Source organism: Candidatus Binataceae bacterium, from assembly GCA_036495685.1.
Lineage (GTDB): Bacteria > Desulfobacterota > Binatia > Binatales > Binataceae > JAFAHS01.
In genome coordinates, this window is sequence record DASXMJ010000075.1 from 1 (window position 1) to 18,622 (window position 18,622).

An 18,622-nucleotide genomic window follows, 5' to 3' on the forward strand; every position below is an offset into this window, starting at 1 on the left:
CGCCACGCGCACGCTCACCAACGAAAGCGCAGCCCCGCTCTGACGATGTGCGCTCCAGAAGGCGGCGAGCGTTGCGCTGGTCACCATCGGCACGTCGCCGTAGCCGATCAGGACGTCGCCGGTGAAATGCTCGGGAATTGCAGCCAGCCCATGCCGCGCCGAGTCGCCGGTGCCTAGCAGGCGCGGTTGCAGTGCAAACGTCAGCGGCGTCTCGGAGTTGGCGCGGACCGCCGCCTCCACCTCCGCGGCTTGGTGTCCCACCACTACCACGATGGGCCGCGCGTCCAGCGCACTCACCGCGCGCAGGCTCCGCGCGATCATTGGCCGCCCGCCCAGCGGATGCAGCACCTTGGCGTGCTTCGAGCGCATCCTGGTACCGAGTCCGGCGGCGAGCACAATAGCGGCGAGATTCCGGTCCTCCATGCGCCTCAGTCGTACTCGCTGAAGTTCGAGATTTTCCAGGTATCGGCTTGTTTGCGCGCCGTGATCATCCAGTTTTTCTCGAACGAGCCGCCGTCGGGAACATCGATGGTGGCGCGGAACAGATATTCGATGTGGTCCGGGCTCTCACGTTTTGCGGTGAGCTTGTAGTGAACGATCGGCTTGCGCGTAGTTTCGTCGATGTGCTGCCCCTCCGTGAGTCGCATCTCTTCGTGCAGCTTGTCGAGTGCAAGACCGGTACAGAGCGGCTCGGCCGCCTTCAGATCGATTGCCATATAATGAGCCGCGATGAAACGGTCGACCACGCCGCGGGGACTGTTCGGCGCCGGGCAAGCCGTCGCGGCGGCGGTCGCGAATGCGGCAAACAGGATGATTGGCGCCACGCGCCACCGGATGGGGTTCGGGGTCATGGTTTTTTCTTGAACAGGTCCTCCAGTTTGCCGACCGCCGAGGACTTGGTCGCCGGTCCCGCAGCCGCGGCGCGCCGCTGGGAGGGGGTGAAATACTCGCAGAAGTTCGCGCGCTCCTTGTCGACTACCCGGTCCGCCTGGGTCTCGCGGCATTGGTTGTGATAAGTCCAGTCATAGAAATCGCAATTACGGCAGGCGTGCAGCGGGCGATCGCATCCGGGACACGTGTCGCGAAACCCGACGCGCTCGCGCGTTTCGATCTCGCGGCCGCAGAAAAAGCAGTTCATTCGCTGTTAAGTCCAGGTCGCACCGCCCGCAGTGCGACCGCCAGTGCAAAAACTCGGATGGGCGACCCTGGCTTTTTCGCGTGGCACACCCTTGGTAGCATAGCGTCAAGAGACGGAGCGAGCGAGGCGGATGGTCGCGGAGATAGAGGACTTTGCAGCAGCGTTGGCCAAGGTGTCGCGCGCCTCACGGCATACCGTGGACAGCTACCGTCGCGACCTTAAATTTTTCCGCCAATTCCTTCTTGACCGGGCGGCCGCCCGCGGACAGGTTCGCGAGAAGATCGATTGCAGGGAGATCGACGCGGACGACATTCGCTCGTGGCTCGACCATATGATGAAAGGTGGCGCCCAACGTGCCAGCGTGCAGAGGCGGCTTGCGGCGGTGAAAGCTTTTTTCCGCTACCGCGAGGCCGGCACCGGCGCGCCCAGCCCAGCCCAGACGCTGCGTTCGCCCAAGCTCCAGCGCAAGCTGCCATCGATCATGGACGGTAACGACATCCGGCGGTTGATCGAATTCGACGCGCAAGACCATGGTTCCCAGGCACTTCGCGACCGCGCGATCGTCGAGACCCTCTACTCCAGTGGGCTGCGGGTGAGCGAGCTGGTCGGGCTTGCGTGGCGGGATATCGACGAGGAACTGGCGATGCTTACGGTGCGCGCGGGCAAAGGCAACAAGGATCGGGTGGTGCCGGTTGGTGAGCCCGCGCTCGATGCGCTCAAGGCCTGGCGCACGGCCATGCCGGTCGCGTGGGAAACCGATGGTCCGGTAATCACCAATCTGCGCGGTAGGCGACTTACTACTCGCAGCGTTGAAATGATCGTCGCGCGCCGCCTGCTGGGTGCCGGGATCGTCGCGGGCATCACCCCGCACGGACTGCGCCATTGCTTTGCAACTCATCTCCTCGACAACGGCGCGGATCTGCGCTCCATTCAGGAGATGCTCGGCCATGCGAGTCTGGCCACCACCCAGCGCTACACCCACGTGAGCGTGAATCACCTTAAAGAGGTACACCGCAGTGCCCACCCCCGGCCGTGACGAGCAATCCAAAATCCGTAGCACGACCATTCTGAGCGTTCGTCACGACGGCAAAGTGGTGATGGCGGGTGACGGGCAAGTCAGCGTCGGCCAGACCATCATGAAACGGGGGGCGCGCAAGGTGCGCCGCCTGCACGAGAATCGGGTGCTGGCGGGGTTTGCCGGTTCGACGGCCGATGCGCTCACGCTGTTCGATAAATTCGAAAGTAAACTGCAGGAGTTCAACGGAGTCTTGCGCCGCGCGGCCGTCGAGATTGCCAAGGACTGGCGAACCGATCGGGTGCTGCGCCGGCTCGAGGCGATGCTGGTGGTCGCCGACCGCGAAAGTTCGCTGCTGATTTCCGGTGCAGGCGACGTTATCGAACCCGACGACGGCATCGTCGCGATCGGCTCCGGGGGCAACTACGCGCTGGCCGCCGCCCGCGCGCTGTTGCGAAACAGCTCCGCTATGACCGCGCGGCAGATCGCGGAAGCCTCGATGAAGGTCGCGTCCGAGATCTGCGTCTACACCAACGATCAATTCGTCATCGAGGAGCTGTAGGCGTCCTTTGCGCGCGTCGTCGAATCTCTCGCCGCTGGCCCAGGGGTGAGAGGCGGGGTGGCGTTACGGAAGATGTAGGCACGGCGGTCAACTACGATTAAGCTTTGGGTAGCAGCGCGCGAAAGGCGCGCTCGTTACGCGTAGATTTCGATGGACGTTCCACAGGTAATGACTCCGCGCGAGATTGTCTCTGAGCTCGACCGTTACATTGTCGGTCAAGGCGATGCCAAGCGCGCCGTCGCGATCGCGCTCAGAAACCGCTGGCGGCGGCAGAACGTCGCACCCGAGTTGCGCGACGAGATCGCGCCCAAGAACATCCTGATGATCGGTCCGACCGGTGTGGGCAAGACCGAGATTGCCCGGCGATTGGCGCGCCTGGCGCAGGCGCCGTTCATCAAGGTTGAAGCATCCCGCTATACGGAGGTCGGCTATGTCGGCCGCGACGTAGAATCGATGATTCGGGATCTCGCCGAAATCTCCGTGAAGATGGTGCGCGAGGAGGCTCGCGAGCGGGTCGCGGTCAAGGCGCGCGAGGGCGCCGAGGAACGGCTGCTCGATATCCTGTTTCCGCCGCCGACCAAGGTTCGCCGGCAGGCCGGCATCACGGCGGAAGGCCGCGTGCAACCGATCGAAGAAGATTCGCACAGAGACACCCGCGAGAAGCTTCGCAAACTGCTCCGCGAGGGCCATCTCGACGACCGGGAAGTCGAAATCGAAGTTTCCGCATCCGCCACGCCGATGGTCGAGGTGTTCACGCCCCAGGGCATGGAGGAAATGGGCTTCAATATGAAGGAGCTCATGAACCAGATCATGCCCAAGAAGACCCGCAGCCGTAAGGTCAAGATTCCCGAGGCGCTGGAACTCCTGACCCAGGAAGAAGCGGCACGCCTAGTGGACATGGAGTCGGTCGCGCACGACGCGATTCATCGCGCCGAGCAATCGGGCATCGTGTTCATCGATGAAATCGACAAAATTGCGGGACGGGAGACGAGCCGCGGTCCCGACGTCTCGCGCGAAGGCGTGCAGCGCGACTTGCTTCCAATTGTCGAAGGCTCGACCGTCAACACCAAATACGGCGCGGTCCGCACCGATCACATCCTGTTCGTTGCCTCGGGCGCGTTTCACACCTCCAAGCCCTCCGATCTGATCCCGGAGTTTCAGGGACGCTTTCCCATCCGCGTCGAGCTGGGCGCGCTAACTGGTGACGATTTCGTCCGCATCCTGACCGAGCCGGAGAACGCGCTGACCAAGCAATACGTCGCCTTGATGGCGACCGAGGGCGTCAAGCTGACCTTCACCGAGGACGCGGTCGGCGCGCTCGCGGAGATCGCTGCGCAAGTGAATTCGCGCAGCGAAAATATCGGCGCGCGCCGCCTGCATACGGTGCTCGAGCGCGTGCTCGATGAGCTGTCCTTCGATGCCCCCGAGCGTAGCGATCGCACGGTCGTCATCGACGCAGCCTACGTGCATCGCTATCTCGACCCGATCGTCAAGGATGAAGACCTGTCCCGTTTTATCCTTTGAAAATAGGCGCTTTCCGCGCGGCGCGGTCCGAGTTCACACGCTGGTAATTGCGCCGCGCCGGTAAGCCTGTTTTGATTGCCGCGGGAGCGTATGCGCGGCGGAGGTGACGTGAAAGATCTCATTCAACGAGCCGAGGTTCTGATCGAAGCGCTGCCCTACATTCGGCGCTTTCGCGGCAAGACCATCGTCATCAAGTATGGCGGCCACGCCATGCTCAGCGAAGATCTGCGTCTCAGCTTCGCCGAGGACGTAGTCCTGCTCGACCTGGTCGGCATGAATCCGGTCATCGTGCATGGCGGGGGCCCGCAAATCACCGAGCTGATCGGCAAGCTCGGGCTCAAGTCGAAGTTCGTGCGCGGCATGCGGGTTACTGACGAGGCGACCATGGAAGCGGCCGAGATGGTCCTGCAACGCATCAACAAGGACATCGTGGCGCTGATCTCGCGGCACGGTGGCCGCGCGGTCGGACTCTCGGGCAAGGACGGCGACCTGATCGTCTCGCGCAAGATGCGAGTGGTGGTGCGCGATGACAATGGCCGCAAGAGCACGCTGGATATCGGCCTGGTCGGCGAAGTGGACGCGATAAACCCCGACGTTATCACCACGCTGGAGGCCGCGAATTTCATCCCGGTCATCGCGCCGACCGGCGTCGGCCGTGACGGGCAGACTTACAACATCAATGCCGACGTGGCCGCGGGCGAAATCGCCGCCGCGCTCAAGGCCGAGAAACTCATTCTGCTCAGCGACGTCGAGGGAGTGAAAGACCGCGAGGGGCGCCTGCTCTCGACGCTCGATGCCCCTGAAGCGCGCAGAATGATCGCGCGCGACGTGATTCACGAAGGCATGATTCCCAAGGTGGAATGCTGTATCGATGCGCTCCAAAAGGGCGTCGCCAAAACCCACATTATCGACGGCCGCGTGCGGCACGCGGTGCTGCTCGAGATCTTCACCCGGCTCGGGGTCGGCACCGAAGTGGTGCGGCGCCGTGCCCGCGTGTCCGATCTCGCACCCGGACGCCGGCAAAAGGCCTGAGAGGCGCAACGCCGATGAACAACGCTGAAATCGTCGATCTGACGCATCGCAACCTGGTCGACATCTATGGCTGTCTGCCTATTGCTCTGGCCCGCGGTCAGGGTTCCTGGCTCGAAGACGCCGACGGCAATCGTTACCTCGATTTCTTCTGCGGTTTGGCGGTTACCAACCTCGGCCATTCGCACCCGCGCTTGGTGCGTGCCGTCCGCGAGCAGGCCGAGCGTCTCATGCATGTGTCCAACATCTTCCATACCGAGCCAACTGCCCGCCTGGCCGCGTACCTGGCGTCGCGCTTCGGCGACGGTCGCGTATTCTTCGGTAACTCCGGCGCCGAGGCCAACGAGGCGGCCATCAAGCTGGCGCGGCGTTGGGGCCACAAGGACGGCGGGGGACGGTACGAAATCATCGCCGCGCTCGGCTCATTCCACGGGCGCACGCTCGCCACGCTGAGCGCCACCGGCCAGGAGAAATATCATCAGGGTTTTCAGCCCCTGGTCCCCGGCTTCCGGATGGCGCCCTTCGATGACCTCGCGGGGCTCGAGCGCTCAGTGAGCGACAATACCGTCGCCGTAATGCTCGAACCGATCCAGGGCGAAGGCGGCGTGGTCGTTCCCCAAGCGGATTACCTCAAGCGGGTGCGGGAGTTCTGCGATCGCAACCATCTCCTGATGATTCTCGACGAGATCCAGGTTGGGGTCGGCCGGACCGGCAAGTTCTTCGGGTACGAACATACCGGTGTCAGACCGGACATTGTCACCCTCGCCAAGGCGCTCGGTGGCGGGTTGCCGCTCGGCGCAATGATCGCCAAGAGCGACGTCGCCGCGAGCCTGACCCCTGGAAGCCACGGGACTACGTTCGGCGGGAACCCCGTGTCGTGCGCGGCCGGACTTGCGATGGTCGAGACCATCGACGAGGAGCGGGTGCTTGAGAACGCAACCCGGTTGGGCGCTGCGATGCTGGAGCGCCTGCGCGAGATCGCGAAGACCTGCGAGCGGATCATGGAGGTACGCGGCCTGGGAATGATCATCGGCGTAGTGCTCAAGCACGATGCGCGCCCGGTCGTCGATGCGTGTCTCAAGGAGCGGTTGCTGGTCAACGGGACTGCGGGCAACGTGCTAAGGCTGCTGCCCCCGCTCAATCTCTCGCGTGCCGACGCGGAGCGGGGCCTCGCGATCGTGGAACGCGCCTTGCGCACTGCACCGCTACCCTCATGAGTGCCGTGGCAGCGCAGCGTAAACGGGCCGCCGAGGGGCAGGTCGGTGCCGAGCCACCTGCCAAACGCGATTTTCTGGAGATGAGTTCGCTGACCGAGGGCGAGCTCAGCGGGCTTTTGGCGCTGGCGGCGCGGTTCAAGGCCGAACTCAAATCCGGCATCGAGCATCCCTATCTGCGCGGCCGCACGCTCGCCATGATCTTCCAGAAACCTTCGCTGCGCACCCGGATCAGCTTCGAAACCGGCATGGCGCAACTTGGTGGCCATGCAATTTACCTGGGCCCGAACGATATCGGCATCGGCGAGCGTGAATCGGCCAAGGACGTCGCGCGCAATCTGTCGCGCTGGGTCGACCTCATCATGATTCGGACCTTTTCCCACGACACCTGCCTGGAACTGGCGCGCGAGGCATCGGTGCCGGTCATCAACGCGCTCACCGATCGGCTGCATCCCTGCCAGTTACTCGCGGACCTGCAGGCGCTCCAGGAGCATTTCGGGCGCGATCTCCGAAAGTTGCGCATCGCGTTCGTCGGTGACGGATTCAACCTTGCACACAGCTGGATCGAGGCGGCGTCCCTCATCGGTTTCGAGCTGCGCCTTGGCATTCCGCAAGGCTACGAGCCCGAGAAAAGCTACATGGCCCGCTTTCGGCGCGAGGAACACGGGATCCTTACCCATGATCCCGTCGAAGCGGTCAAGGATGCCGATGTGATCTACACCGACACCTGGACCTCGATGGGTCAGGAGAAGGAAGCTGCCAAGCGCCGGCGCGACTTTCGCGACTTTCAGGTCAACGACGCTCTGCTGGCGCACGCCGCGCGCCATGCGTTGGTCATGCACTGCCTGCCCGCGCATCGCGGCGAGGAAATAACCGATGCGGTGCTCGATGGGCCGCGCTCGATCGTTTTGGACCAGGCCGAAAACCGGTTGCATGCGCAGAAAGCGGTCATGGTGTGGCTTAAGCGGCCCGAGATTCTGGAGCACACCGCGCTGACGCACGGCGCGTAACGGAAACTACGACGGTGGCAAGCGAAAATATCAAAAAAGTGGTGCTCGCCTATTCGGGGGGACTCGATACCTCGGTCATCCTGCGCTGGCTTAAAGATCGCTTTGCATGTGAGGTCATCGCGTATTGTGCCGATGTTGGCCAGGCGGAGGAGACCGCAGGCCTCGAGCAAAAGGCGCTCGGTACGGGAGCGAGCAAGTTCATACTTGCCGATCTGCGCGAGGAATTCGCCGGCGACTTCGTGTTTCCGATGATGCGGGCGAACGCGGTGTACGAAGGCTACTACTTGCTGGGTACTTCCATCGCCCGACCGGTCATCGCCAAGAAACAGGCTGAGATCGCGCGCGCCGAGGGCGCGGATGCAGTCGCGCACGGCGCGACCGGCAAGGGCAACGACCAGGTTCGCTATGAACTGAGCCTGGCGCGCCTGGCGCCCGAACTTAAGATCATCGCGCCGTGGCGAAGGGCGGACTGGACCTTTCAGGGCCGCGCCGACATGATCGCCTACGCCGATGAGAAGAGGATTCCCATCTCCGCGAGCAAGGAGAAGCCCTACTCGATGGATCGGAACCTCGTTCACGTGAGCTACGAGGGCGGAATCCTCGAAGACCCCTGGCGAGAGCCGTACAACGACATGTTCCAGCTGACCGTGTCTCCCGAGGATGCACCGAGTCGACCCGAACACGTCGAAATCGAGTACCTTGCAGGTAACCCGGTCGCGATAAATGGCGAGGTTCTGTCGCCGGCGAAAATAATCGAACGCGCGAACGAAATCGGCGGTCGCCACGGCATCGGGCGGGTGGACATGGTCGAGAACCGCTATGTTGGGATAAAATCGCGCGGGGTGTACGAAACTCCCGGAGTCACGCTGCTGACGCATGGGCATCGCGCAGTCGAGCAATTGACGCTCGATCGTGAGGTGCTGCATTTACGCGATTCATTGATTCCGCGCTACGCTGAGATGGTGTACTACGGGTACTGGTTCGCGCCGGAGCGCGAGGCGGTGCAGGCGCTGATCGATGAAGCGCAGCGCGATGTGACCGGCACCGCGCGACTCAAGCTGTACAAGGGCGCGGTCACGATCGCGGGCCGCAAGTCGCCGAATTCGCTGTACGATCCGGCGATGGCGAGTTTCGAAGAGGCCGGCGGTTACCAGCAATCCGACGCCGAGGGATTCATTCGCCTCGCCGGCACTCGGCTGCGCGCGCTGGCCCGGGTCCGCGCGGCCGCCCGCAAGGCGACCAAGGGGAACTGAGGTTTGGGAAAGGTTATTCAATTCCGGCCGCCGCACAAGGCGCCCAAGCTGGTTCCGCGCGTCCGCGCCGGTCACTGCCCGCGCTGCGGGCACAAGTTCGATGTACACATCACCCATCCGGACGGCACCACGAGCTGCGCCGCCCGTGGATGTCTCTGTCGCACGCGCCACTCCGAATGAGGCGCCTGCCATTCCTTCCCGCTAGCGGTGCTCGACCTTTCAAGAAGGGACGCCGCTGCCCCTTGGCCAGCTGGGGAACCCGCGAACCTGCGATGCCAGCGCACGCTGCGCGTCACCGGACGGTGATGACACGGCTGCTCGGTCCGCTTCCCGGGCAAGCGGTGGAAGTGGCGGGGACGAGCGCATGAAGGGCAAGTCGCCAGCGCGCCCCAATTTAATCCGCGGCCGGTTCGCGCGCGGGCGTTTGCCCGAAGTCGAGGCCTTCACCGCTTCTCTGCCGTTCGACCGCCGTCTCTATCGCCACGACATCCTTGGTTCGATCGCCCATGCCCGCATGTTGGCGCGCGTCGGCCTGATCCGCTCCTCCGAGGGGCGCGCGATTGAGCGCGGTCTTGGGCAGATCGAGCAGGAAATCGAATCCGGGAAATTTCGCTTTGTCACCTCCGACGAAGACATCCACCTCGCGATCGAGCGACGCCTGATCGCGAAAATCGGGGAAGCCGGGCGCAAGCTCCACACCGCGCGCTCGCGCAACGACCAGGTCGCGCTCGACCTGCGTCTCTATTTGCGCGACGAAATCCAAAACGTCGATGAACTGATCCGGGTCCTGCGCGCATCGCTGATTCGGGTCGCGCGGCGCAACCTCGACACCACCATGCCCGGGTATACCCATCTACAGCGCGCGCAGCCGGTTTCGCTGGCGCATCATGTGCTGGCCTACGTCGAAATGCTGGAGCGCGACCGCGAGCGCTTTGCCCAGGCGCTGGCACGCACCAACGTGATGCCGCTGGGGGCGGGCGCGCTGGCTGCCACCACTCTCCCGATCGATCGGAAAATGGTCGCGCGTGACCTGGGGTTCAAGCAGCTCGCGCACAACAGTATGGACGCGGTCTCCGATCGCGACTTCGCGGTCGATTTTCTCTCGGCCGCAGCGCTCCTCGCGGTCCACCTGTCGCGGATGAGCGAGGAGCTCATTCTGTGGACCTCTTCCGAATTCGGCTTCGCCGTGCTGCCCGACGAATTCTCCACCGGCAGCTCGATGATGCCGCAGAAGAAGAACCCGGACCTCGCGGAACTCATTCGCGGCAAGACCGGCCGCGTCATCGGCGATCTGATGGCCATGCTCATCACCCTCAAGGGCCTTCCGCTCGCCTATAACTCCGATTTGCAGGAGGACAAGGAGCGGGTCTTCGATGCACTCGACACCATCAAGCCGGCGCTCGACCTGATGGCGAAGTTGTGGACCGCACTGCGCTTCGATCGTGCCGCGATGCGCCGGGCCGCGGGTGGATTTGCACTCGCGACCGATCTCGCCGAGTACCTAGTCGCGCGGGGCGTGCCCTTTCGCGAAGCGCACGAGATCATCGGCGCGCTGGTGCGGGAAACCGCCGACTCCGGGCGCACCTTCGAGGAGCTAACCCTGGCCGAGCTGCGGCGCTATTCGCACGCGTTTGCCGCCGATGCGCTGGACCTGTTGGATGCGGACCATTCGGTCGCACGCCGAACCGTGACCGGCGGGCCCGCGCCGCGGACGATTGAGAAGCGGATCAAGGAACTCGATCGATGACGCGCCACTTCGCCATCGGGGCCGTGGTCGCACTTCTCGCATTCGTGGCCGCGGCGGCGTGGGTCGGATGCGGGGTGAAATCTCCGCCGGTCCGGCCGCAGGCCGCGCGGCCGCAGCGCATACTCGATCTCCATGCGGAGTCGGTCGAGAACGGGGTGAGACTGAACTGGGGCAGGCCCACCACCTATGAGGCGGGCGGTAAGATGCGCAACCTTGGATTCTTTGCGGTGATGCGCTCCGACGGTCAGGGCTTTTTTCGCAACATCGGTGAAGTGCCGGTAACCGACCAGCAACGCTTTCAGCAACAGCAGATGTTCGCCTTCACCGATCACAACACGACGATCGGTCACTCCTACACCTACCAGGTCATCTCCTACACCCAGGACAACTACAGAAGCGCTCCTTCCAACCCGGTCGAGATCGAGCGCACCGTTCCGCGTCCTCCTCCCAACCCTGAGACTTTCGTCCTCCCCACGCCCACCCCGTTACCGCTACCTTAGGCTCAGAGATCCGTCTGCCCGCGGCGCCGGTTTATTCATTCTCGCCGGCTGTGATAAAAATCACTTTCACACCGGGCATCCGGCTCAAGAGCGTCTGTCCCCACGTCGGGCATGAACTATTTCGAATACAAGCACGATCAACTCTACGCCGAGGACATTCCGATAGCTGAGCTGGCCAGGCGCTTCGGCACGCCCTTCTATGTCTACAGCGCACGCACGCTCAAGCGCCATTTCCGGGTGTTCGATGAGGCTTTCGCGGGCACCGATCATCTGACCTGTTTCGCCATGAAGGCGCTCTCGAACCTGAGCATCCTGAAGCTGTTCGCTTCGATGGGTGCCGGATTCGACATCGTGTCGGTCGGCGAGTTGATGCGCTGTCTGCGGGTCGGAGCGGACCCAGGAAAAATAGTGTTTTCCGGGGTCGGCAAGACCGACGAAGAAATCGCGGCCGCCCTCACTGCCGGCATCCTGATGATTAACGTTGAGTCGCGGCCGGAACTGCATCACATCAGCGAAGTCGCTGGACGCATGAAGTGTCGCGCACCGGTGAGCCTGCGCGTCAATCCCGACCTCGATCCGGGAACCCATCCGCACATCTCCACCGGCCATCGTGACAGCAAGTTCGGCGTACCGCTGGCGCAGGTACACGAGTACTATGCGGAAGCGCGCGGGCTCCCGAACCTCGAACTGGTGGGCTTGAGCACGCATATCGGCTCGCAGATCACCGACACGGCACCGTTCAACGAGGCAGCCGAAAAGGTGAAGGCGATCGTGGGTGGATTGCGCTCGGCCGGGATGGCGCTCAAGTACCTCGATCTCGGCGGCGGCCTGGGGATTCCTTACCAGGAAGAGCCGCCCGCCCCCGCCGAATACGCCAGGGTGCTGCTCAAGTCGATCCGAGATCTGGGACTCAAGATAATCACCGAACCCGGCCGCGTGATTGTGGGGAACGCGGGCATCTTTGTCACCCGGGTCCTGTACGTCAAAGAAACCGACGTGAAGCGCTTCATCGTGATCGATGGAGCGATGAACGACCTGATTCGGCCGGTGCTGTACGAGGCTTATCACGAGATTCGGCCGGTCGATCGCCGCAATCCGGGCAAACCAGTGGTTGCCGACGTGGTCGGACCGGTGTGCGAAAGCGGTGATTTCCTGGCGCGCGAGCGGGAACTGCCGGAGCCGAAAACCGGCGACTTGCTGGCGGTGATGAGCGCCGGTGCCTACGGCTTTGTGATGGCATCGAACTACAACAGCCGTCCGCGCGCCGCAGAGATCCTGGTCGATGACACCGACGCGCACCTGATTCGCGAGCGCGACACTTTCGAGGATCTCATCCGCGGTGAGAAGATCATCGAGTTGCGGAGCCGGTGAGGGTGACGATGGCGTCGCTCGAATTCACCAAGATGCATGGCTGCGGCAACGACTACATTTATATTGTTGCGCTCAGGGCGCGTCCCGCCGACCCGGCCGGGCTCTCCCGGCGCCTTTCCGATCGCCACCTGGGCGTGGGCGGAGACGGATTGATCATGCTCGCTCCGTCGGCGGTCGGCGACTTTCGGATGGAGATGTACAACGCGGACGGAAGCCGCGGCGACATGTGCGGAAATGGCATCCGATGCCTCGCGCGCCTCGCCTACGAGCGCGGCTTCGTGCGCAAGAACCCGATGGCGGTGGAGACCGACGCGGGTCTCAAAACCGTCCACCTGCAAGTCGCCAAGGGCCAGGTGCAGAGCGCGACGGTGGACATGGGCGAGCCGATCCTGGATGGCCGCCGGATTCCTGTGGCCGCCGATGGTCGCATCATCGACTATCCGCTGGAAGTGGGCGGTCGGACCGAAAGGATAACCTGCGTGTCGATGGGCAATCCGCATTGCGTCGTATTTGTGAACGACGACTCCGTATTCAGACTGGATGGGTTCGAATTTGCACGGCTCGGCCGTCGCTTCGAGAATCACGCTTTCTTTCCCAAGCGCGTCAACACGGAGTTCATCCTGCCCGTCTCGCGCAACCATCTCAGGATGCGGGTGTGGGAACGTGGCTCCGGGGAAACCCTCGCTTGTGGTACCGGCGCGTGTGCGGCGTTGGTCGCGGCGGTGCTGACCGGACGCGCCGAGCGCAAGGCGACCGTAGAGCTGCGCGGAGGTAACTTAGAAATCGAATGGCCGGATAAGGGCGAGGGGAAGAGTGCCGTCTACATGACCGGGGAGGCCATCACGGTGTTCGACGGGCAAGTCGAGCTGGGCGACGCTGAGATGGTCCCCGCACGCGTCTAGACAGGGAGAGCAGACGATGTTCCACGGTGCATTGACAGCGATCATTACGCCGTTTCGCGATGGCGCGGTCGATGAAGCCGCACTGCGCGAGTTAGTCGAATGGCAAATTCAGAGCGGCATCGACGGGCTGGTGCCGTGCGGTTCCACGGGAGAATCCGCGACCCTGAGCCACGCCGAGCACGAGCGGGTTATCAAAATCACCATCGAGCAAACCCGAAAGCGGGTACCAGTCGTCGCCGGAACTGGCTCCAATTCAACCGCGGAAGCGATTCGCCTGACCGCTTCAGCCCGCGAGATGGGGGCTGACGGTGCGCTGCTGATTTCGCCTTATTACAACAAACCCACCCAGGACGGCATCTACAAGCACTACAAGATGGTCGCGGCCAGCGTCGACTTACCGATCTTCGCCTATAACATCCCGGGCCGCACCGGCTCGAACGTCGCGCCCGAGACCTTCGCGCGCCTGGCCGAGATCAAGAACATCATCGGCGTGAAGGAAGCATCCGGCTCGACGGAGCAGACCTCCGACATCTTGCGCCTCACCAACGGCAAGTTCACGGTCCTCTCGGGCGACGACGCGCTCACCGTCCCGCTGATGGCCGTCGGCGCCAAGGGCGTGATTGCCACGATCGGCAACGCGATGCCGCGCGAGATTCACGAACTGGCGGCAGCGGGGCTGGCCGGAGACTTCGAACGGGCGCGCCAGCTGCACTACAAGATGCTGCCGCTGATGCGCACCCTGTTCATCGAAACCAACCCCATCTGCATCAAGCAGGCCCTCGCTTTCATGGGCAAGTGCTGCAACGAACTACGCATGCCTCTGGTCCCGATGACCGCGCCCGCCGCTGAAAAACTGAAGGCGGCGATGAAAGAATTGCGGCTGATCTGAGTCTTCCTTTCCTCGTCCGCCGGCCGCTGGTGGTGCCATCCAAGCTGTGAGGCAGCCCCGCAGCGTTGCATGGATTGCGCAGTCTTCTCGAGAATCCTTCTCACCGCGCGGTCCCGCGATGACTCTTCACGGGTGAGAAGTTCTCTGTGTGGGTTCCCTTCGCGGGTGAGTCGGTGGCTTGAAGGGTTTGCACGGATGACTGGACAATCATTGTTCCTGATGTCATCGAAGTCTCCGAGAGGAGGGGTCTAGCCAATGACTGGCGCTGGAACGCCGGGTGAGACCGGATCGCGGGCCATGCCTGCGGCCAATCCGAGTAAGTCAAAAGAGGAAGTTCGACAGCTGGTCGCGAGTGACGACGGCAGGGACTTGGAGTTCGCCGAGCGTGGATTCATCGCGACCCGCAAGGATCCGCTCATCCGCGGGTCAGGCGGACGGACCGTGTATGATCTTTCCTCTTATAGGTTTGTCAGCGGAGCTGCACCCGACACGGTAAACCCCAGCCTCTGGCGTCAGGCGCGGATTATAACCAGGCACGGACTATTCAAGGTCGCCGAGGGCATCTATCAGGTGCGCGGTTTCGATGTCTCGACGGTGTCATTCATAGATGCCGGATCGGGATGGATCGTAGTCGACCCGCTCATCTCGGTTGAGGTCGCGCAGGCGGCGCTCGAGTTGGTGACCGAGCATCTGGGCGCGAAGCCGGTACTTGCGGTGATCTACTCCCACAGCCACGTCGATCACTATGGCGGTGTAGAAGGCGTTGCGACGCGGGCGGAGGTGGCCGCCGGAAAGGTCAGGATAATCGCGCCCGAGGGCTTCCTCGAGCATGCGGTGGCGGAGAACATCATCGTCGGGCCGGCGATGGTCCGGCGCGGACGGTATCAATTCGGCTTTACCCTGCCGCGCGGCGCGCAGGGCGAAATTACCTCTGGGCTGGGACCGGGCCCCTCACTCGGCAGGAGCTCGCTTATCGCACCTACCGACACCATCGTTCGGACCGGTCAGGAGCTGGCTATCGGCGACGTGCAGATGGTCTTCCAGAATACCCCTGGAACCGAAGCGCCCGCCGAGATGAATTTCTATCTGCCGCAATTCCGCGCCCTATTCATGGCCGAAAACGCCAATCTCACCATGCACAATCTGCTTCCAGCACGCGGCGCGCTGGTGCGGGATTGCAAGGCGTGGGCTGACTACCTGACCGAGGCGATCCGTTTGTTCAGCGACCGCAGCGACGTGATGTTCGCCGCCCACGGAATACCGCGCTTCGGGCAGCTTGAGATTGCCGAGTTCCTCGCCAGCCATCGCGACGCCTACAAGTTTCTCCACGATCAGACGATCAGGCTGATCAACACCGGCCTGACCGCCAGCGAGATCGCGGAAGTTCTCGAACTGCCAGCGGTGCTGGCGGGCGAATGGTTCAACCGCGGTTACTACGGCACTATGAGCCATAACTCCAAGGCCGTTTATCAGCGTTACCTGGGTTGGTACGACGCGAACCCCGCCAACTTGAACCCGCTGCCGCCCGAACCTGCCGCAAAACGCTATGTCGAAGCGATGGGAGGAGTAGGCGCGGTGATGTCTCGTGCCAGGGAAGCTGCTAATGCGGGCGACGACCGCTGGGCGGCAATGCTTCTCAACCACGTCGTGTTCGCGGAACCCGACAACCAGGCCGCCCGGGAGCAGCTTGCCGCGAGCTACACTCGACTGGGCTTCGAGTCCGAAGCGGGCACCTGGCGCAACATTTACCTGACCGGCGCGCAGGAGCTGCGCTATGGGGTACTCAAGCTATCGACGTCGATAACGAGTTCCGACGCGCTATTCGAGACACCTACCACGATGCTGTTGGACGTGGCGGCGGTGCAGCTCAATCCGGACAAGGCCGCGACGCGGCCCTTCAAGCTCAACATCGCTGTGACCGATCGTGACGAGCGTCACTTGGTTTCGGTACGCAACGGCGTCCTGATTCACGAGCAGGGCGTCAGCGATCCACATGCCGCCGCAACCATCCGGCTCAAGCACGGCGAGCTGGTGATGACGCTACTCCGCGGGGCACCGGTCGCGGCGCGAATCGCGTCGGGCGACATCGTGGCGGAGGGCGATTGGCATCTCTACGAGGCGCTCGTCGCAATGATCGAACCGCCCGACGCAAACTTCGCCATCGTGACGCCGTGAGTTTGGCCGAGCCCGCAGCAGCCGCGCTCTCTAACGCTACTCGAGCATCAACACCGTGCGCGCCACTTCGCCCGCCTTCATGGCGCGGAAGGCCTCGTTGACATCTTCCAGCTTGCCGCGGCGCGTGATCATGTCGTCGAGATCAATCCGCCCCTGCCGATAGAGATCGATGATTCGCGGCATGTCTATGCGAAACCGGTTCGACCCCATGAAGCAGCCCTGAATCCGCTTCTCGAGCAGCAACGAGAACCCGTCGACCTCGACCTTCTGCCCCAGCGGAACCATCCCGACGATGGTGGCAACCCCGCCCGGACGGATCGATTCATAGGCCTGCTCGGCCGCCACCTTGAGGCCGATTGCCTCAAATGAGTAGTCCGCGCCATCGCCGGTAAGCTCGCGGATTTTGTTGACCGGGTCGTCTTTCGACGCATCCACGGCGTGCGTCGCACCGAGCTTCAGTGCGAGGTCGAGCTTGCTCTTGAATTTGTCGACCACGATTATCATCCGCGCTCCCGCCACCCGCGCGCCCTGGATAATCGCCAGCCCCACGCCGCCAGCGCCGAACACCGCGACCTGAGACCCGGGCGAGACCTTGGCGGTATGCAGCGCCGCGCCGACGCCCGTCATGACACCGCATCCGATGAGTGCAGCGCGATCGAGCGGCATATCGTTGTCGATCTTCACCAGCGCATTCTCGTGCACCAGCATCTTCTCCGCATATCCGGACAGGTCCGCGAACTGATTGACCATCTGCCCTTTCTGCGAAAGCCGCGGCTTGTCGCCGGGCGTCCGCTGCGTGGCCGCCTTGTTGGAGCACAGGTTCGGATGTCCCGACATGCATTCCTCGCAGTAGCCGCAGAACACGCTGAGACACGCGATCACGTGGTCGCCAGGCTTCAGGTAACTGACCTGCGAACCGACCTTCTCCACGACCCCCGCCGCTTCATGGCCAAGAATCGCCGGCGTCGGCCACATGTAGAGTCCATCGACGAAATGCAGATCGCTGTGACACACGCCACTGGCGACCGTGCGCACCAGAACCTCGCGGTCCTTCGGTTCGTCTATATCGACCTGCTCGATGGTGAGCGGCTGATTTGGTCCGTGATAGATTGCTGCCTTCATTGCGATTCTCCTTGCGCGCTCTACTGGAACATCAGGACGGTTCGGGCAACCTCGCCGGCCTTCATCGCGCGGAACGCCTCGTTCACGTCTTCGAGTTTGCCACGCCTGCTGATCATCTCATCGAGCTTGAGCCGCCCCTGTAAATAGAAATCGAGGTAGCGGGGCATGTCGATCCGGAAACGATTCGATCCCATGTTGGTACCCTGCAGCTTGCGCTCGGTCAGGAACATGAAGCCGTCGACTTCGACCTTCTGCCCAACCGGGATCATCCCGATAACCGTCGCGGTACCGCCCGGCTTGAGCGAATTGAAGGCCTGCTCGGCAGCCTTCTTGAGGCCGATCGCTTCGAAGGCATAGTCAACGCCGCCGCCGGTGAGCTTCTGGATTTCCTCGATCGGGTCGCTCGCCGATGCGTCCACGGAGTCGGTCGCGCCGAGCCGTTTCGCCATCGCCAGTTTCCCTTCGAACATGTCCACCGCGATTATCTTGCGCGCACCGGCGATGCGTGCCCCCTGGATCGCCGCGAGTCCTACCCCGCCGCAACCGAACACCGCGACCGTCGAGCCCGGCTCGACCTTCGCGGTATTCAGCACCGCACCGACCCCGGTGGTGACGCCGCATCCGACCAGTGCCGCGCGGTCGAGCGGAATATCTTCCCTGATTTTCACCAGCGCGTTCTCATGGACGAGCATCCGCTCGCAGTACGATGAGAGGTCGAGGAACTGATTTATCGGCTTGCCCTTCTGCGAGATGCGTGGCTTGTCCTTGGGATCGCGCTGGGTGGCAGCCTTGTTGGAGCAGCGGTTGGGATGTCCTGCCATGCATTGGTCGCAATAGCCGCAAAACACGCTGAGGCACGCGATCACGTGATCGCCCGGCTTCAGGTACGTCACCTGCTTGCCGACTTCCTCGACGATTCCGGCGGCCTCATGACCCAGCACTGCGGGCGCGGCGTATGGATAGAACCCATCGACGAAGTGGAGATCGCTGTGACATACACCGCTCGCTACGGTACGGACTCGCACCTCGCGGTCCTGCGGCTGATCGATTTCCACATCCTCGATACTGAGGGGCAGCTTGGGCCCATGAAACACGGCGGCTTTCATTCCAAATGCTCCTTGTCCGGTGAGATCTAGCGGGTGCGTTCCACGCGAAGGCGCCTGGCACAGGC

General features: G+C 63.0%; 18 protein-coding genes. 13 read left to right on the plus strand and 5 right to left on the minus strand.

Annotated elements, in window-relative coordinates; translation table 11 throughout:
* The 3 genes from VGI36_08340 to VGI36_08350 all read right to left on the minus strand — a co-directional run.
* On the minus strand, positions 1-423 hold a 423-nt coding region (locus VGI36_08340), incomplete at its 3' end, for an NTP transferase domain-containing protein (protein ID HEY2485144.1).
* Positions 424-428: 5 nt separating this feature from the next.
* Positions 429-851: a hypothetical protein gene (locus VGI36_08345; protein HEY2485145.1), complete on the minus strand. Its 423-nt coding sequence runs from the start codon at positions 849-851 to the stop codon at positions 429-431.
* The gene (locus tag VGI36_08350) at positions 848-1,138 is read right to left on the minus strand and encodes a hypothetical protein (protein HEY2485146.1); all 291 of its coding nucleotides are present in this window, start codon (positions 1,136-1,138) and stop codon (positions 848-850) included. Before VGI36_08350 ends, VGI36_08345 begins: the two co-directional genes overlap by 4 nt.
* 130 nt (positions 1,139-1,268) lie before the next feature.
* On the opposite strand from VGI36_08350, the gene VGI36_08355 reads away from it, so the two are divergent.
* From VGI36_08355 to VGI36_08415, 13 genes are all read left to right on the plus strand, one after another.
* Positions 1,269-2,174, plus strand: a complete 906-nt coding sequence (locus tag VGI36_08355) for a tyrosine-type recombinase/integrase (GenBank protein HEY2485147.1) — start codon at positions 1,269-1,271, stop codon at positions 2,172-2,174.
* Positions 2,155-2,715, plus strand: a complete 561-nt coding sequence (gene hslV, locus VGI36_08360; GenBank protein ID HEY2485148.1) for an ATP-dependent protease subunit HslV — start codon at positions 2,155-2,157, stop codon at positions 2,713-2,715. The genes VGI36_08355 and hslV overlap by 20 nt, the downstream gene beginning before the upstream one ends.
* 150 nt (positions 2,716-2,865) lie before the next feature.
* Entirely contained in the window at positions 2,866-4,239 is a 1,374-nt protein-coding gene (hslU, locus tag VGI36_08365) for an ATP-dependent protease ATPase subunit HslU (GenBank protein ID HEY2485149.1), read from the plus strand.
* Positions 4,240-4,347: 108 nt separating this feature from the next.
* Positions 4,348-5,271 (plus strand): acetylglutamate kinase, encoded by a 924-nt coding sequence (gene argB, locus VGI36_08370; GenBank protein ID HEY2485150.1) that lies wholly within the window; start codon positions 4,348-4,350, stop codon positions 5,269-5,271.
* A gap of 14 nt (positions 5,272-5,285) precedes the next feature.
* A complete protein-coding gene (locus VGI36_08375; protein ID HEY2485151.1) occupies positions 5,286-6,485 on the plus strand; it encodes an acetylornithine transaminase in 1,200 nt (399 codons plus the stop codon).
* Positions 6,482-7,492: an ornithine carbamoyltransferase gene (gene argF, locus VGI36_08380; protein ID HEY2485152.1), complete on the plus strand. Its 1,011-nt coding sequence runs from the start codon at positions 6,482-6,484 to the stop codon at positions 7,490-7,492. Before VGI36_08375 ends, argF begins: the two co-directional genes overlap by 4 nt.
* Positions 7,493-7,506: 14 nt before the next feature.
* Complete coding sequence (locus tag VGI36_08385) at positions 7,507-8,745, plus strand: argininosuccinate synthase (GenBank protein HEY2485153.1); 1,239 nt, start codon at positions 7,507-7,509, stop codon at positions 8,743-8,745.
* A 364-nt stretch (positions 8,746-9,109) separates the two neighbouring features.
* Positions 9,110-10,492 (plus strand): argininosuccinate lyase, encoded by a 1,383-nt coding sequence (argH, locus tag VGI36_08390; protein HEY2485154.1) that lies wholly within the window; start codon positions 9,110-9,112, stop codon positions 10,490-10,492.
* Complete coding sequence (locus tag VGI36_08395) at positions 10,489-10,992, plus strand: hypothetical protein (protein ID HEY2485155.1); 504 nt, start codon at positions 10,489-10,491, stop codon at positions 10,990-10,992. Before argH ends, VGI36_08395 begins: the two co-directional genes overlap by 4 nt.
* A 111-nt stretch (positions 10,993-11,103) precedes the next feature.
* On the plus strand, positions 11,104-12,363 hold the full coding sequence (gene lysA, locus VGI36_08400) for a diaminopimelate decarboxylase (GenBank protein HEY2485156.1): 1,260 nt from the start codon (positions 11,104-11,106) through the stop codon (positions 12,361-12,363).
* 8 nt (positions 12,364-12,371) lie between these two features.
* Positions 12,372-13,265, plus strand: coding sequence for a diaminopimelate epimerase (dapF, locus tag VGI36_08405; GenBank protein ID HEY2485157.1), 894 nt, complete (start codon positions 12,372-12,374; stop codon positions 13,263-13,265).
* Between the two features lie 16 nt (positions 13,266-13,281).
* Positions 13,282-14,154: a 4-hydroxy-tetrahydrodipicolinate synthase gene (gene dapA, locus VGI36_08410; GenBank protein ID HEY2485158.1), complete on the plus strand. Its 873-nt coding sequence runs from the start codon at positions 13,282-13,284 to the stop codon at positions 14,152-14,154.
* 255 nt (positions 14,155-14,409) lie between these two features.
* Complete coding sequence (locus VGI36_08415; protein ID HEY2485159.1) at positions 14,410-16,329, plus strand: alkyl sulfatase dimerization domain-containing protein; 1,920 nt, start codon at positions 14,410-14,412, stop codon at positions 16,327-16,329.
* Positions 16,330-16,365: 36 nt separating this feature from the next.
* Here the strand turns inward: VGI36_08415 and VGI36_08420 are convergent, their stop codons facing one another.
* Together VGI36_08420 and VGI36_08425 are read right to left on the minus strand one after the other, a co-directional pair.
* Complete coding sequence (locus VGI36_08420) at positions 16,366-17,451, minus strand: Zn-dependent alcohol dehydrogenase (GenBank protein ID HEY2485160.1); 1,086 nt, start codon at positions 17,449-17,451, stop codon at positions 16,366-16,368.
* 20 nt (positions 17,452-17,471) lie between these two features.
* On the minus strand, positions 17,472-18,557 hold the full coding sequence (locus VGI36_08425; protein HEY2485161.1) for a Zn-dependent alcohol dehydrogenase: 1,086 nt from the start codon (positions 18,555-18,557) through the stop codon (positions 17,472-17,474).
* Positions 18,558-18,622 lie beyond the last annotated feature (65 nt).

Bases quoted from the DNA above. Each gene is read 5' to 3' on its own strand.
- dapA (HEY2485158.1), top strand. From the start codon at position 13,282: ATGTTCCACGGTGCATTGACAGCGATCATTACGCCGTTTCGCGATGGC.
- VGI36_08355 (HEY2485147.1), top strand. From the start codon at position 1,269: ATGGTCGCGGAGATAGAGGACTTTGCAGCAGCGTTGGCCAAGGTGTCG.
- VGI36_08420 (HEY2485160.1), bottom strand. From the start codon at position 17,451: ATGAAGGCAGCAATCTATCACGGACCAAATCAGCCGCTCACCATCGAG.
- VGI36_08415 (HEY2485159.1), top strand. From the start codon at position 14,410: ATGACTGGCGCTGGAACGCCGGGTGAGACCGGATCGCGGGCCATGCCT.
- lysA (HEY2485156.1), top strand. From the start codon at position 11,104: ATGAACTATTTCGAATACAAGCACGATCAACTCTACGCCGAGGACATT.
- VGI36_08395 (HEY2485155.1), top strand. From the start codon at position 10,489: ATGACGCGCCACTTCGCCATCGGGGCCGTGGTCGCACTTCTCGCATTC.
- argH (HEY2485154.1), top strand. From the start codon at position 9,110: ATGAAGGGCAAGTCGCCAGCGCGCCCCAATTTAATCCGCGGCCGGTTC.
- hslU (HEY2485149.1), top strand. From the start codon at position 2,866: ATGGACGTTCCACAGGTAATGACTCCGCGCGAGATTGTCTCTGAGCTC.
- VGI36_08375 (HEY2485151.1), top strand. From the start codon at position 5,286: ATGAACAACGCTGAAATCGTCGATCTGACGCATCGCAACCTGGTCGAC.
- VGI36_08425 (HEY2485161.1), bottom strand. From the start codon at position 18,557: ATGAAAGCCGCCGTGTTTCATGGGCCCAAGCTGCCCCTCAGTATCGAG.
- argF (HEY2485152.1), top strand. From the start codon at position 6,482: ATGAGTGCCGTGGCAGCGCAGCGTAAACGGGCCGCCGAGGGGCAGGTC.
- VGI36_08345 (HEY2485145.1), bottom strand. From the start codon at position 851: ATGACCCCGAACCCCATCCGGTGGCGCGTGGCGCCAATCATCCTGTTT.
- VGI36_08350 (HEY2485146.1), bottom strand. From the start codon at position 1,138: ATGAACTGCTTTTTCTGCGGCCGCGAGATCGAAACGCGCGAGCGCGTC.
- dapF (HEY2485157.1), top strand. From the start codon at position 12,372: ATGGCGTCGCTCGAATTCACCAAGATGCATGGCTGCGGCAACGACTAC.